This window comes from Hoeflea sp. TYP-13 (assembly GCF_040932035.1).
Classification (GTDB): Bacteria; Pseudomonadota; Alphaproteobacteria; order Rhizobiales; family Rhizobiaceae; genus Hoeflea_A.
Window position 1 is genome coordinate 44,860 of record NZ_JBFRBB010000002.1, and the last position, 14,876, is coordinate 59,735.

Sequence of the window (14,876 nt, forward strand, 5' to 3'; positions counted from 1 at the left end):
CGCAGATGGCCGGGCAAACAGCGTTGATTGTGGGGGTTGGCGATGGGCTGTCCGCCTCGCTGGCACGCCTTCTTCATCAAGAGGGCTACGACATTGTGCTGGCCGCAAGGAACATCGCAAAAATTGAGGCGCTGGCGAAAGAGACAAATACTACGTCGATAAAGTGCGACGCGGCAAAAACCGAGGACGTGAACGCACTCTTTTCATCGCTTGCCGGAAGGTTGAGCGTCGCGATCTACAATCCATCTGCCCGGCAGCGCGGCCCAATCACAGATCTCGATCCGGTGGCCGTGAAACACGCGATGGAAGTAACCGCGTACGGTGCGTTTCTGGTCGGTCAGGCGGCTGCGAAAATGATGCTCGGGCAGTCTGCCCAAAACGGTGTACTTGGAACGATCCTCTTTACGGGAGCCTCGGCTGGCGTGAAGGGATTTCCCCATTCGGCCCCGTTTGCCATGGGCAAATTCGCACAACGCGGTTTGGCCCAGTCGATGGCACGTGAACTCCACCCAAAAGGCATTCACGTCGGCTGGATCAACATCGACGGCGGTATAAGAAATCCCGGACGGTCCGAAGCGCCTGACAACCCGGATTCCATGCTGGATCCGGATGCCATTGCGCGGAGCTATCTGGGCCTGATCAATCAGGACCGGTCCGCCTGGTCCAACGAATTGACGCTGCGGCCCTGGGTCGAATCGTTCTAGGGTGGGCCGATCCAGAGCGAGGCACCTGCTATAAACGAACAGGTCGACAATTACTGTGAACGGTTGGGACCGGCCTTTTGGGCCGAACCAGTCAATGCTGTCACCAATTTTGCATTCATCCTCGCGGCTGTTTTTGTCGCGCTCGCCTGGCGAAACAGCACGCACCGGTCTGCGGCGGTCCTGTTCCTCGGCATCTGGATAGGCATCATCGGCATCGGGTCATTCCTGTTTCATACCTTTGCGACCCGTTGGGCCGCGATCGCCGACAGCGTGCCGATACTCGTCTTCATCCTTGCCTATCTGTATCTGGCCCTACGCCATTTCCTTGGATTGCCGATATGGGCCGGCGCGGTGATTTCGCTGGCATTCGTGCCGGCCAGCATAGCCGTGGTGCCGCTGATCGCCCCCATGGTCGGTTCGTCGGCCGGCTATGTCCCGGCGCTGTTGACGATCTTCATTGTCGGTTTCCTGATGCTCGGCCGCGACCGGAGGGTCGCCGTTGGCCTGCTGATAACAGCCGGTATTTTTCTGGCCTCAATCGGCTTTAGAATTGCCGATGAGCCGGTCTGCAAAACATTTCCGATAGGCACCCATTTCATCTGGCACATGCTGAACGCGGTCGTCCTTTATCGGCTCACCATGATCTATCACAGAAGGCACGAGGGTATCGTGCCACAATAAAAGCCAGCCGAGGCTTGCTGACCCGGCTGGCTGTTTCTCCCTATGTGGATCCCGTCAAATAGCGGGAATTTTCAGTTTCAACAGGCGTACGCCGGAAATCTGGAAATCTCCGTCATCCTGTCTTTTGAGAACATAGATCGCACGCCAATCCTTACCCTTAGGACCCGTTATCAGCAGTTCCAGGGCAATGGTGTTGCCTTCTGTGTCGCTGAGTGCACGGCCAAATGCGTAGTTTCCAGGCCGGTAAACCGGCTGATAGTTTCGCTTGACCATGTCAAAGAAGCGCTGAGGCTCCGGATACAGATTCTTGACGCCTGGCGAGGCAAAAGAATACGCCGTATCTACATCATCCTGTAGGAACGCGGTGATCTGCTGTTCTACTATACCCCTTGCTGTAGCCAAATCGTCATCTGCCATAGAGGACGTGGCCATCAGCAAGCCGACCATGATGGATAAACCGAGTATACGCATGGTTTCATCCTCCTTCCTTGACCCATTAGTTAGGGTCCCGCATCAGGGGTGAAAAGCTCACACACACTCACGTTTTACTGAACAGATTCGTTAGATTTTATCACTATTTGTGAACAGTTTGAAGGTGCCGGTCGCTGTAGCCACCGTGGTACCGTCGTCTGCGACCAATTCGGCGTTCACGAAAACGATCTTTTTTCCACCTCCGGTTACCCTCGCGGTCGCCACAACCCGTCCATCACGAACACGTGATTGGTAGTTCACGGTGAGGGATACTGTGGAAGTATAGACTAAAGTATTACCATCAACAGATAAGCTGACAGCATAGCCGGCAGCAGCATCGAGCAATGTCGCCATGATGCCGCCATGAAGGCTGTCACCGCGGTTGATATGGCGGTGATCAATATCGAGATAGACACGCGCTTTACCGTCGTCGATTTCGACGACATAACCGATATTGGCCTGAGCGCCGGTGTGGTCCCGGATTATTTTCATCACTTATATATACAATGATTTAGACGCCCCGCAGAGCGCGGAACGCCTTCATTTACGCGGCGTTACGGGAAAAATCGACAAAGCGCGCGGTATGGAAATCGACATCGCCGAACTGGTGATCGATCATAATCAACCGCTTGGCAAAATGGCCGAGTCCGTATTCCCAGGTCATTGCTATCCCGCCATGCATTTGAATGGCCTCTTCGGCCACCAGACGACCGATGCGGCCGGCAAGCGCTTTGGCGGATGAGATCGCTTTTTCGCGTTCGCTCCGTTCAAGATCCAGTCGGCCAGCGGCATTGATGGCGGCGGACCTGGCCTGTTCGATCTCGGTCAAAACTGTCGCCATGCGATGCTGGAGCGCCTGAAATTTTCCGATCGGCACGCCGAACTGTTTTCGCGTGCGCAAATATTCAAGCGTCATGTCCCGGCAGACCTCCATCAGGCCTACGGCTTCCGACACAAGTGCTACATTTGCGCGTGCCGTGGCCGTCTCGATCGCGGGATAGGCGTTGCCTGATTCGCCAAGCAGGGCCGGGGCCTCCAGCCTGACATTGTTCAGGACCACCTCGGCGGCATGCTGACCGTCGATTGTCGGGTAGCCCCGGATCTCGACGCCATCTGTCGTACCGGGCACAAGAAAGGCGGAAATGCCATCCTCGTCCCATGTGCCGCCGGACACCCTTGCCGTAACGATCAGATAGTCCGCACTGTCGCCGTTTAACACGACTGCCTTGCTGCCATTGAGGACCCAACCGTCGCCATCCTGTTGGGCCGATGTCTCGACATAGGCAAGATCGTAACGCCCGTTCGGTTCGCCATGGGCAAGGGCAAGCAATGTCTTGCCTGCGATGACGTCCGCAATAATGGCCTTTTGCTCTTCATTGCCGAGTTGTGCCAGCACGCTGCCACCAAGAACGGCGCTCGCCAGGAACGGCTCGACCACCAGGCCGCGCCCGAGTTCTTCGAACAGAACATTGATGTCGAAACCCGCGCCGCCAAAACCGCCGTCTTCTTCCGAAAAGAGCGCACCGATCAATCCGAGTTCGGCAAACTGGGCCCAAAGGTCCCGTGAGAAGCCTTCCGTGCTTTCAGCGGCCCTGTTGCGTTCCTCCAACGGGTAGTTGTCGGCAATAAAGCGGGCGACCATGTCCTTGAGCATGGTCCTGTCTTCCGTGTGATTAAAATCCATTTTGCTGCCTCACAGTCCCATCATCATTTTGGTGATAATGCCGCGCTGAATCTCATTGGAGCCGCCATAGATGGTGATCTTCCGATTGTTGAAATATTCCTGCGAGACCGGGGCCGCATAATCGGGCCCGATGGGTTCTTCATTGTAACCCGTATCAAGCGCTTCAGACACGAAGGGCATGGCGTAGGGGCCAAGCGCACGGCGTGTCAGATCGTTGAGCGCCTGACGGATTTCAGTACCCTTGATTTTCAGCATGGAACTCATCGGGCCGGCATTGGCAACGCTGTCGGGTGACGACAACAGCCGCAGATTGGTTGTCGCCATCGCATCGAGTTCCATCTCGATCTGCGCAAGGCGCGAAGAAAAGACCGGATCTTCGATAAGCGGGCGGCCGCGAACCTTCTGCTCCCTTCCGATATGTTTCAGGTGCGCAAGCGAGACCTTGTTGGCACCAACATTGGCAATGTTGGTGCGCTCGTGCGTGAGGAGATACTTGGCGTAGGTCCAGCCCTTGTTTTCCTCGCCGACCAGGTTTTCGGCCGGCACCTTCACATCATCGAAAAAGACTTCGTTGACCTCATGGGTGCCTTCAAGAAGGATGATCGGCCGCACGGTGATGCCGGGCGTGTCCATGTCGATCAGAAGGAAGGAAATGCCTTCCTGCGGCTTGCCTTCCGTCGAGGTGCGCACGAGGCAGAATATCTTGTTGGCGTATTGACCGAGTGTCGTCCAGGTTTTCTGACCATTGACGATGTAATGGTCGCCTTCACGCACGGCCTTCGTCTTGAGCGAGGCGAGATCCGAACCCGCACCGGGCTCAGAATAGCCCTGGCACCACCAGTCGGAACCGTCCAGGATACGTGGCAGGTAGTAGCGCTTCTGCTCGTCCGATCCGTATTTCATCAGCACTGGTGCCAGCATCTTCAGTCCGAAGGGCACGATTCGCGGCGCGCCTGCGGCGCAGGTCTCGTCATCGAATATTTGTTGCTGGATAGCGTTCCAGCCGGTGCCGCCATATTCAACAGGCCAGGATTCAGCCAGCCAGCCGCGCTTGTTCAGGATAGCGTGCCAGGTGTCCATGTCGTCCTTGGTCAGACGCTTACCCGATTTGACCTTGTCGGAGATCGATGCCGGCAGTTCGGATTTCAGAAAATCCCGAACCTCGTCGCGAAAGGCGAGCTCTTCGTCCGTGTAGTTCAGATCCATGATCTCATCTCGCTTCAGTAGATTTCAAACAGGCCGGCAGCACCCTGACCGCCGCCGATGCACATGGTCACGACGACATATTTTACGCCGCGGCGTTTGCCTTCATACATGACGTGTCCCACCTGCCGGGCACCGGTCATGCCATAGGGGTGACCGATGGAGATGGAGCCGCCGTTTACGTTGAGGATGTCATTGGGAATGCCCAGCTTGTCGCGGCAATAGAGCACCTGACTTGCAAAGGCTTCATTGAGTTCCCAAAGGCCGATATCGTCCATTGTCAATCCGGCGCGCTCCAGCAGGCGTGGAACCGCAAAGACCGGCCCGATACCCATTTCATCGGGTTCGCAGCCGGCAACCACAAATCCCCTGAACGCGCCCATCGGGTCGATATTGCGCTTCTCGGCTTCAGTCGCTTCCATCAGCACGCAGGCCGATGCGCCATCTGACAATTGCGATGCGTTGCCGGCGGTGATGTACTGATCGGGTCCGCGCACCGGCTCCAACCCCTGGAGACCTTCAAGCGTTGTCGAGGGGCGATTGCACTCGTCGCGCTTAATGGTGACTTCATGCTTTGAAATCTCGCCCGTTTCCTTGTCCTTGACCGCCATGACGGTCGAAAATGGAGTGATCTCGTCGGAATAGCGGCCGGCTTCCTGCGCCGCTGCCGTTCGCTGCTGGGATGACAGTGCATATTCATCCTGCGCCAGACGGCTGATGCCGTAACGGGCCGCAACAATATCGGCCGTGTCGATCATCGGAAGGTAGATCGCTGGCTTGTGCTCAAGGATCCAGGGGCTCTGCGCCATGTGCGTATTGGCGTTTCCCTGAGCCAGCGTGATCGACTCAAGACCACCCGCCAGCATTGCCGGCGAGCCCTGCTGGGTGATCGCGTGCGAGGCGAGGGCGACGGCCTGCAGGCCGGATGAGCAGAACCGGTTTACCGTCATGCCGGACGTCGTGACCGGCAGGCCGGAGCGGATGGCAATCTGGCGGGCAATATTGCCGCCGGTCGCACCCTCTGGAAGGCCACAGCCGATAACCGCGTCCTCAATGAGCTCAGGATCAACACCCGACCGCCGGACCGCTTCGCTGGCGGCGGCGCCGCCAAATTCGGCGCCATGGGTCATGTTCAAGCCGCCTCGAAAGGCTTTAGTTATGGCGGTGCGAGCGGTCGATACGATTACAGCTTCACGCATTTTTCTATGTCCTTGAAAATTCTATTTTTTATTCAGGCTGTCGAAGTTTTCGCCACGCTCCACAAGGTCGACAAGCAATTGCGCCGGCTTCCAAAAATCGGGCGCTTCGCTTTCGAAGCTGCGGATGTCATCGAGAACCTTGTCGAGGCCGATCATGTCCGCATATTTCAGCGGACCGCCGCGCCAACGGGGAAAGCCGTAGCCATAGAGCATGGTGATATCGACATCGAGCGGTCGAAGCGCGATGCCTTCCTCAACGACGCGGGCACCCTCGTTGATCATGGCGGCCATGTACCGGCGCATGATTGCATCCCCGTCGAGCGGCTTTGGGTCGATCCCCTTTTCGCTGCGGACCTGGTCGATAATCTCGAGCACTTCCGGGTCTTCCTTGCCGACACGGCTGCCGTCTTCATAGATGTAGAAGCCGCGGCCGGTTTTCTGACCGTAACGGCCGAGCTCGGTAATGCGGTCCATATAGTCGGCTGCGTAGCGGCCTTTCCAGCCTTCCTCGCGCTTGCGTTTGCGGTTGGCGTAGCCAATGTCGAGACCGGCCAGGTCACCCATCTGGTTGGGGCCCATCGGATAGCCGAATTTCAATACAGCCTTGTCGATGTCGTAGGGGCTCGTTCCGTCTTCCACGAGGAAAGAAGCGAGCGACAGATACCGCTCGAGGATACGGTTGCCGATAAAGCCATCACAGACGCCGGCGCGCACGCCGACCTTTTTGAGCTTCTTTGCCAGCGCGAAGCCGGTAGCAGTGACATCATCATCTGTCTTGTCCGCAACGACAATTTCAAGAAGCCGCATCACATGAGCAGGTGAGAAAAAATGCAGCCCAAGCACATCCGCCGGCCGCTCCGTCGCGGAGGCAATTTCATTGATGTTGAGGTAGGACGTGTTGCTGGCCAGAACTGCGCCTTGTTTGGCGTGCCTGTCGATTTTGCCGAACAGTTCCTTTTTCACGTCCATATTCTCGAACGCGGCCTCGATCACGATATCCGCATCGCCAATGGATGAGATATCCGCACTGACCGAATACAGGTTGTTGGCAAGATGATCGCGATGCGACTGGTCGAATTTTCCGCGCCTGACACCGTCATCGAGAATGCGTTCGACATTCTGCCTACCGCGTGCGGCACCTTTCTCGTCCTGTTCGATCATGGTAACCGGCATGCCGGCAAACAGCATTGAAACCGTGATGCCGGATCCCATGGTGCCGCCGCCGATGACGGCAGCGCTGTTGAGCGGGCGTGCCGTGCCGGTCTTCAGCTCCGGAACCTTGCCGACTTCCCGGTCTGCAAAGAACACATGAATGAGCGCTTCGCGTTGCGGCGAATTCATCAGTTCCACGAACAGTTCGCGTTCACGTTTGACGCCTTCGACAAAAGGCAATTCAGCCGACGCGATCACGGCTTCAAGACAGAGCTGGGGTGAAAGCTGTCCCTTGGCTTTCTTTTTGACTGTGGCGCGGAGGCTGTCAAACAGTGCAGTGTTGCCCCGTACCGCTTCGACCTTGTCGTTCTGTTCGCTGGTGCGGCGGACCGGAAGACCTTCATTGAGCACCTTGCGGGCAAATGAAAGGCCGGCCTCCAGCGGATCGTCTCCTTCGTCGACGGCGTCGATGATACCCAGTTTAAGCGCTTCTGGAGCGGCAACGTGCCGGCCCGATGTGATCATTTCCGCCGCCGCTTCAATGCCGGCAAGGCGCGGCAGGCGCTGGGTTCCGCCGGCACCTGGCAACAATCCCAGATGAACTTCCGGAAGGCCCACACGGGCGGATTTGAGCGCCACGCGATAATGGCAGGAGAGGGCGGTTTCCAGCCCGCCGCCGAGTGCGGTTCCGTGGATTGCACAGACCACCGGCTTGTCCAGGCTTTCGATGAAATTGACCACATCCGGCAAACCAGGCTCCTGCATCGGTTTGCCGAATTCTTTTATATCCGCGCCGGCTATAAATGTACGGCCCTTGCCGACAAGCACAGCGACCTCCGTTGAGGTGTCGGCGGCAAAATTTTCCGCAGCCTTCATCAGGCCGTCACGGACGGCGTGGCTGGCGGCATTGACCGGTGGGTTATCGATGGCAATGACGGCAATGGAGCCGGCATCATCGGACAGGACTTCATAAGAAACAGCTTCGGTCATTTTATTCACCAGACATACATACGGGAGGGGCTTGGGTGTTCGTAGTTTCACTCGGATATCCGGCGCCCTGTCGGGGCGCCGGATTGCTTTAAATTGGTATTATTTCTCGCCGATGACCTTCCAGTCGCCGCCGTCAATCCTTGAAATGATGATCGCATCACCGCCCTGGTGATCTTCGGCGCTGTAATCGACCTTCACACCTGTGATCGGGTCGGTGTATTCAAGACCCTCCATGGCCTTCAGGAAACCTTCCGATGTCAGGTCCGGACCGGCAGCTTCAAGAGCCAAAACAAGACCTTCGGCTGCGGAACGGCCAAGCAATGCGCCTGTGCCGGGAGCTTCGCCGAATTCAGCCGTGTAGTCATCAACCCACTTTTTCACGTGCGGGTCATCCATGCGGGTGTTGAGGTCGGGCCAGCCGGCTGCGGCATAAAAGCCTTCCGTCACACCGCCCGGAACCTTTGCGACAGCGGTGTGGAAGGCAGCGGACGAACCAATGAAATCGACATCATCCCAGCCGATCTTCTTCGCTGTCGCCAGCGCGGTGATCGTTTGGCGGATGCCGAGTGCCGTTGCGATCGTATCGCAGCCTTCTTCCTTCAACTTGGTCAGTGATCCGACAAAGTCCTGTTCATCGGGCTTGTGCGTGGTCTCGGCCTTGTAATCAAGGCCAAGATCGGCTGCAGCATCCTTCGCGCCCTGCTGAATTTCCTTACCGAAATCGGAAGGGATATACATGGCGCAGATGACCTTTGCGTCATTGTTTTCCTTCAGATAGGTGATGCCGGCGTTCATCTGATCGTAGTAGGACGAGAACCCGACAAACTTGTAAGGCTCCAGTGGTTCGACCATCTGACGCGCAGCGCTGAGCGGGCCGATATTGGCAATGCCCTTGCGTTCGAGCAGCGGAAAGCTGGCGATGTTCATCGGCGTGCCAAGCGACAACAGCATGACAAACACCTTGTCTGAATTGACCAGCTTGTTGATGTTCTGCATCGCTTTCGGCATCTGATAGGAATGGTCTTCGGCGATGAGTTTCAACTGGCGGCCGTGAACGCCGCCGGCGGCATTGACCTGGTCAAAATATTGCTTGGCAGCACCAACCGCTGGCGCTCCAAAGGCGGCGAAAATTCCCGACAGGTCGTTGTTTGAGCCGATCAGAATTTCCGTATCGCTGACGCCCTGCGTTTCGGCATAGGCCTGTGGCAGCGCGGCCACCGACAATGCCAGTGCAACGGCCATCGATTTAACTGGGTTTTTCATATTTTACTCCTCCTTGAAAAGCGGATCCCTAAATCTCGTCTAGGCATACATCTCGTCTATGAGCGCTTTATGTTTTTTCTCCACAAAGCTGCGCTTTAGCTTCATGGTGGCGGTCAGTTCGTCATCTTCTGCAGTCAGCAGCACGTCGATAAGGCGGAAGGCCTTGATCTGCTCGACGCGCGCAAACTCCGCGTTGACCTGCTCGACTACGCTGCCGATAAGTTCCTGAACCTCGGATGTTGCGCAGAGCGAGGCGAAATCACCGAATGGAACTCGCTTGTCCTGGGCAAATTTTTCGACATTTTCCTGATCGATCATAATCAGGCAGGACAGGTATTTGCGCCTGTCGCCGATGATGACTGCATCGGAGATGTATGGCGAAAACTTCAGTTTGTTTTCGATTTCGGCTGGCGTGATGTTCTTGCCGCCAGCCGTGATGATGATGTCCTTTAACCGGCCGGTGATGTTGACATAACCGGCGTTGTCGATGTGGCCGACATCGCCCGTCTTCAGCCATCCGTCCTCGGACATCGTTTCCTTTGTTTTGTCGGGTTTCCTCCAGTAGCCCTCGAAGACATTGCCCGCCTTGTACTGGATTTCGCCACCGTCTCCTATGCGCACCTTTCCGCCCGGCACCACCTGGCCGACCGTGCCCACCTTGTTCTTTCCGAACATGTTGAGCGAAATGATGCCGGCGGTCTCACTCATTCCGTAACCTTCGAAGAGATCGATGCCGATGGCCTTGTACCAGCGCAATAAATCTGGAGAGATCGGTGCGGCGCCCGTGGTACCCCGGCGCAGCCGGTCCATGCCGATCATCCTGCGGATGTTTTTGAGCACTACCGTATCCCAGAAACGATATTGCAGCGCCAGGAACCCCGGGACCGGCTTTCCCTGCTCCAAGAGGTCGGCCCTTGCCTTGCCCGCGGCAAGCGCCCGTTTATACGCCCAGCGACCGAATGGCGTTGCGTCGCCAACCATGATGGAGATCTTGGAGTATATTTTCTCCCAGACCCTCGGCACGGCGGTAAAGACGTGCGGGCTTACCTCCTGCACATTGTCGAAAACCGTTTCCGGGCTTTCAGCGAAATTAACGGTCGATTTCGATGCAATCGGGGAAAGGACGGAAATGAACCGTTCCAGAATATGACAAAGCGGCAGGAAACAGACCTGCTCATCGGTCTCAATAACGGGCAGGGTGTGGGCGCCAATAGACAGCGAATACATAATGTTGCTGTTGGAAATCATTGCCCCTTTTGGCTGGCCGGTCGTTCCCGATGTATAAACGAGAATTGCGATATCGTCCGGCTTCGACTTAGCGACTTCCTCTTCGAATTGTCCCGGGTTCTTTTTGGAGTGAACCCTGCCGATGTCGTAGAGCTCCTCAATGAAGATAACCTGGTCGTCGTGATAATCGTGAAGACCCTCCCGGTCGAACACGATCACCTTGGTCAGGCCAGGCATTTGATCTCTTACAGTCAGGTATTTGTCCAACTGCTCGTCATTCTCGAGAAAGAGGAAGCGGCTGTCGGAATCGTTGACCAGATAGGCGAGCTGACTTGCTGAATCCGTGGTGTAGACACCCGATGCGATACCGCCGACGCATTGAACGGCAAGATCGGTATAGACCCATTCCTTGTTGTCTTCTGAAAGGATTGAAACGACTTCGCCCCGCTTGAGACCCATAGACAAAAGCCCGTGGGCAATCAGCTTTGCATGTTCGTGAAAGTCATTCCAGGAATAGGAAAGCCAGATGCCGTAGTCTTTTTCACGGTGTGAGGTTCTTTCTCCCAGCTCCTTGCAGCGTTGCAGGAACAGTTTTGAGAGCGTATCGCATCCATCAAGAAAGTAAGGACCGCTTTCAAGATCTGCGTTCACGCTAACGCCGTCGACCAGCGTCTGCGGTGGAATGGTTTGCATGGTTCCCATGTTGGTCCTCCCTTCGCCCTATCGCCAGGTCTTGCGCTGTTTCCAGCGCCTCTGTCCGCGTTGCGTATCCTGTTGTGCGCCCAGATAAAATTCCTGAATGTCTTTCGATTCCTGCAACTTGTGAGCTTCACCACTCATGACGATACGCCCAAGTTCCATCACATAGCCATAATGTGCAACATCAAGAGCGACTTTTGCATTTTGCTCGACCAGCATCATCGTGACATTTTGTTCCTGGTTAAGGCGTTTGATGATCGTGAATATCTCCTTGACCAGCAACGGGCTGAGGCCGAGGCTCGGTTCGTCAAGCAGCATGACGCGCGGCCGTGCCATCAGGCCGCGGCCGATAGCCAGCATTTGCTGCTGACCGCCGGACAGTGTGCCTGCTTCCTGGGTCCGTCTTTCCTTCAGGATCGGAAAGTAGTCGTAGACAAGCTCCATGTCCGTCGCGATCTGGGCGTGATCGGAGCGGGTGTAAGCCCCCATCTTGAGGTTTTCCTCAACCGTCAGGATCGGAAAAATTTCACGGCCTTCGGGAACATGGACAACGCCTTTGTGGACGACCTTGTCCGGTGCCGCACCCTGGATTTCGGACCCGTGCAGGGCCACGGTTCCCTTTTCCGGGTCCATGACCCCCGAGATCGTCTTGAGCAGCGTCGTCTTGCCGGCACCGTTGGCGCCCAGAACCGTGACGATCTGGCCTTCATTGACTTCGAGGCTAACGCCGCGGATCGCCATGATCGGACCGTAGAAGCTTTCCAGATTGTCGACTTTGAGAAGGGGAGCGCTGGTATCCTGCTTCATGCTGCCTCTCCACTTTCCGAAATGTCATCCGAACCGAGATAGGCCTCGATGACCGCCGGGTCGTTTTGAACCTCTTGCGGTGTGCCGATGGACAGCATGCGCCCGTCCGCCAGTGCCATGACGCGGTCCGACACGGAACTGACGAGATGCATGTCATGTTCAACCATCAGGACGGTTATGCCCATCACCTTCTTTATGTCCTCGATCCAGAACGCAACATCCTGCGTTTCTTCGACGGAAAGGCCGGAGGCCGGCTCGTCGAGGAGCAGCAATTTGGGTTTGATCGCCAAAGCGCGGCCCATTTCCACAACCTTCCTGACACCGTAGGGGAGACCGGCGATCATTTTCTCGCGATAGGCCTGCAGGTCCAGAAAGTCGATGACATGCTCAACGGCTTCGCGGTGCGCGCGTTCCTCATTGCGCACGAACGGTGTGAAGACCATGTCAGTCAAAAAATTTGACCGGCGATGTGTGTGACGGCCGACAAGCAGGTTCTGAAGCACCGACGCCTGCTCGAACAGCTCGATATTCTGGAAGGTGCGCGCAATGCCGAGTCTCGGAATATTGTGCGCTTCCTTGTCGAGTATGCTCTTTCCCTCGAAAAAGATGTCGCCTTCGGCCGGTGTGTAGAACCGGGAAATCATGTTGAAGATGGTGGACTTTCCGGCCCCGTTGGGACCGACAAGGGCAAATACTTCGCCTTCCTCGACATTGAATGAGACGTCATTGACCGCGACGAGACCGCCAAAGCGGAGCGTAACGTTGGTAAGTTCCAGCAAACTCATTGTGTGCGCTCCGTTTTCAAATAGCTCTTCTGGCGACGGAACATGTCTTTGCGGTAGAAGGGGAAAAGCTCGAAATAGGTTCGGATTTTCAGCCAACGGCCGTAAATCCCCATTGGCTCGAACAGGATGAAGCCAATCAATATGGCTCCGAATATTCCGTTTTCGAGACCCGGGATGGTTATGGATCCGACCCCGGAAAGCGTTCCTATTGCGTCACGGGTAACCGATATCAACAACGGCAGGAGCACGAAAACGATGGCCCCGAAAAATGCCCCGTGAATTGTTCCAAGGCCGCCGACGACGATAATCAGCAACAGCGTTATCGAAATGATCAGGTTGAATGTCTCATGGGTGAAGACGGTTGCAAAATGCCCCATCAGTGCGCCGCCAAGCCCGGTGATGGTGCAGGAGATAGCAAACGCGACCATTTTTGTGCGGGCGACATTGACGCCCATGGCTTTTGCAGAAACTTCAGAGTCCCGCACCGCGGCGAAGGCCCGGCCAATGGGTGAACGCAACAAATTGCGGTAGGCGTAGACAACTATGAACGTGATTGCCAGCACGAGCCAATACAACTCGACCGGGTTTCCATAGCGGTTGAACGTGAAGCCGAAAATCTGGATGTCGGGCGCAAACAGCCCGGCTACGCCGCCGGTGATCGGTTCAAGGATGACAATCAGATCCTCCGTCAGGACCGAAATAGCCAGCGTGGCAATGGCAAGATAGATGCCGTGCAACCGTGTTGTCGGCAGGGCGATCAGCGCACCCGCCACACCCGCTGTCAGTCCCGACAAGGGGAATGACAGCAGGAACGGCATCGAGAAATGTTCCTGATAAAGAACATTGGAGTAAGCGCCCACCGCCATGAATGCAGCGTGGCCGAGGCTTGCCTGTCCCGTCTGTCCGACAAGGACCATCAGCCCCATTCCGCAAATTGCCCAGATGAGAACCAGCGTTGCTTCCCCCACCAGGAATTCGCTGACGAGAAATGGCAACAGGATCGCAACGGTGAACAACAGCATGTACCAGAAGGCCTGGGCGTTGTGCTTGAACAGCCGGATGTCGGCATCATACGAAGTCTTGAAAACTATCCGCATATCCGCCCCTCACACCTTCTTTGTCTGGATTTGTGACAGGATGCCGTGCGGGCGCACGATCAGCATCACAACCAGAATGAGATAAGGGAATATTTGCGAGTAGCCGGCCGGCATGTAGCGGGCCGCAAAGGGTTCGACCAGCCCCACGATTATGCCACCGAGAAGTGCACCGGGAAGGCTGCCGAACCCACCGATAACGGCTGCGGCGAATGCCTTGATGCCGAGCAGTCCGGCGGTCGGATCGATTGATCCTTTCGAGGCGAACAAAATGCCGGCGATAGTCGCAACGATGCCCGAAAGCCCCCAGATCATCGAGTGAACCCGCTTGACCGGGATGCCCATATAATAGGCGGCAAGCTGGTTCTGCGACGACGCCTGCATGGCAACGCCGAGTTTCGTCCGGGCGAAGAAAAGATAAAGCAGGCCGGTCAGCAACACGGTGACGATGATCACCCAGACCTCGTCCAAGCCGAGTACAAGGCCCCCAAAGCGCATCTCGGCACCCGCAATCGGTGATTCAAGCGACTGTGGCTCATGCCCCCAGATAGCGCCGGCGATGAACCGGATGACGAAGCCGAGAGCTATTGTCAAAATGACGACGGCTACCTGCGACTGGCCGAACATTCTGCGAAGAACGATGAGATCGAGCAGGTAGCCCAGCGTACCCATGATGCCGATGGCCAGGCATACGGACAGCCAGAAGGGCAGATCCATATAGTGCTCGTTGGTAAAGCCGAGCGTGATAAAGGCGCCCAGCATCATGAAATCGCCCTGTGCGAAATTGACGGCTTCCGTTGCCTTGTAAATCAGCACAAAACCCAGCGCGATGAGGCCATATACGCACCCGTTGGCCAGACCGCTGACGATCAGTTGTAGTATGTCCACTCGATGGCCCTCCCAAAGCCTGAGCTGAT

General features: G+C 56.4%; 14 protein-coding genes. 2 read left to right on the top strand and 12 right to left on the bottom strand.

Features of this window, described 5'->3' with window-relative positions; translation table 11 throughout:
• Positions 1-5: 5 nt before the first annotated feature.
• Both ABVT35_RS10455 and ABVT35_RS10460 read left to right on the top strand, forming a co-directional pair.
• Positions 6-704: an SDR family NAD(P)-dependent oxidoreductase gene (locus ABVT35_RS10455; protein ID WP_368466357.1), complete on the top strand. Its 699-nt coding sequence runs from the start codon at positions 6-8 to the stop codon at positions 702-704.
• Positions 705-767: 63 nt separating this feature from the next.
• Positions 768-1,385, top strand: coding sequence for a ceramidase domain-containing protein (locus ABVT35_RS10460; protein WP_368466358.1), 618 nt, complete (start codon positions 768-770; stop codon positions 1,383-1,385).
• Between the two features lie 54 nt (positions 1,386-1,439).
• Here the strand turns inward: ABVT35_RS10460 and ABVT35_RS10465 are convergent, their stop codons facing one another.
• The 12 genes from ABVT35_RS10465 to ABVT35_RS10520 form a co-directional block, all read right to left on the bottom strand.
• Entirely contained in the window at positions 1,440-1,856 is a 417-nt protein-coding gene (locus tag ABVT35_RS10465) for a DUF4864 domain-containing protein (RefSeq protein ID WP_368466359.1), read from the bottom strand.
• 90 nt (positions 1,857-1,946) lie between these two features.
• Positions 1,947-2,348 carry a PaaI family thioesterase gene (locus tag ABVT35_RS10470; protein WP_368467842.1) on the bottom strand — a complete coding sequence of 134 codons (402 nt, stop codon included), beginning with the start codon at positions 2,346-2,348 and terminating at the stop codon, positions 1,947-1,949.
• Between the two features lie 52 nt (positions 2,349-2,400).
• Positions 2,401-3,540 (bottom strand): acyl-CoA dehydrogenase family protein, encoded by a 1,140-nt coding sequence (locus ABVT35_RS10475; protein WP_368466360.1) that lies wholly within the window; start codon positions 3,538-3,540, stop codon positions 2,401-2,403.
• Positions 3,541-3,549: 9 nt separating this feature from the next.
• Entirely contained in the window at positions 3,550-4,746 is a 1,197-nt protein-coding gene (locus tag ABVT35_RS10480; RefSeq protein ID WP_368466361.1) for an acyl-CoA dehydrogenase family protein, read from the bottom strand.
• Positions 4,747-4,760: 14 nt separating this feature from the next.
• Complete coding sequence (locus ABVT35_RS10485; protein WP_368466362.1) at positions 4,761-5,942, bottom strand: acetyl-CoA C-acyltransferase; 1,182 nt, start codon at positions 5,940-5,942, stop codon at positions 4,761-4,763.
• A 21-nt stretch (positions 5,943-5,963) separates the two neighbouring features.
• A complete protein-coding gene (locus ABVT35_RS10490) occupies positions 5,964-8,084 on the bottom strand; it encodes a 3-hydroxyacyl-CoA dehydrogenase NAD-binding domain-containing protein (RefSeq protein WP_368466363.1) in 2,121 nt (706 codons plus the stop codon).
• 99 nt (positions 8,085-8,183) lie between these two features.
• Positions 8,184-9,347: an ABC transporter substrate-binding protein gene (locus ABVT35_RS10495; protein WP_368466364.1), complete on the bottom strand. Its 1,164-nt coding sequence runs from the start codon at positions 9,345-9,347 to the stop codon at positions 8,184-8,186.
• A gap of 39 nt (positions 9,348-9,386) precedes the next feature.
• Positions 9,387-11,276 (bottom strand): long-chain fatty acid--CoA ligase, encoded by a 1,890-nt coding sequence (locus ABVT35_RS10500; RefSeq protein ID WP_368466365.1) that lies wholly within the window; start codon positions 11,274-11,276, stop codon positions 9,387-9,389.
• Positions 11,277-11,294: 18 nt separating this feature from the next.
• A complete protein-coding gene (locus tag ABVT35_RS10505) occupies positions 11,295-12,080 on the bottom strand; it encodes an ABC transporter ATP-binding protein (RefSeq protein ID WP_368466366.1) in 786 nt (261 codons plus the stop codon).
• A complete protein-coding gene (locus tag ABVT35_RS10510; protein ID WP_368466367.1) occupies positions 12,077-12,865 on the bottom strand; it encodes an ABC transporter ATP-binding protein in 789 nt (262 codons plus the stop codon). Before ABVT35_RS10510 ends, ABVT35_RS10505 begins: the two co-directional genes overlap by 4 nt.
• Positions 12,862-13,962: a branched-chain amino acid ABC transporter permease gene (locus ABVT35_RS10515; protein ID WP_368466368.1), complete on the bottom strand. Its 1,101-nt coding sequence runs from the start codon at positions 13,960-13,962 to the stop codon at positions 12,862-12,864. Before ABVT35_RS10515 ends, ABVT35_RS10510 begins: the two co-directional genes overlap by 4 nt.
• 9 nt (positions 13,963-13,971) lie before the next feature.
• Positions 13,972-14,847, bottom strand: coding sequence for a branched-chain amino acid ABC transporter permease (locus ABVT35_RS10520; protein ID WP_368466369.1), 876 nt, complete (start codon positions 14,845-14,847; stop codon positions 13,972-13,974).
• Positions 14,848-14,876: the final 29 nt, after the last annotated feature.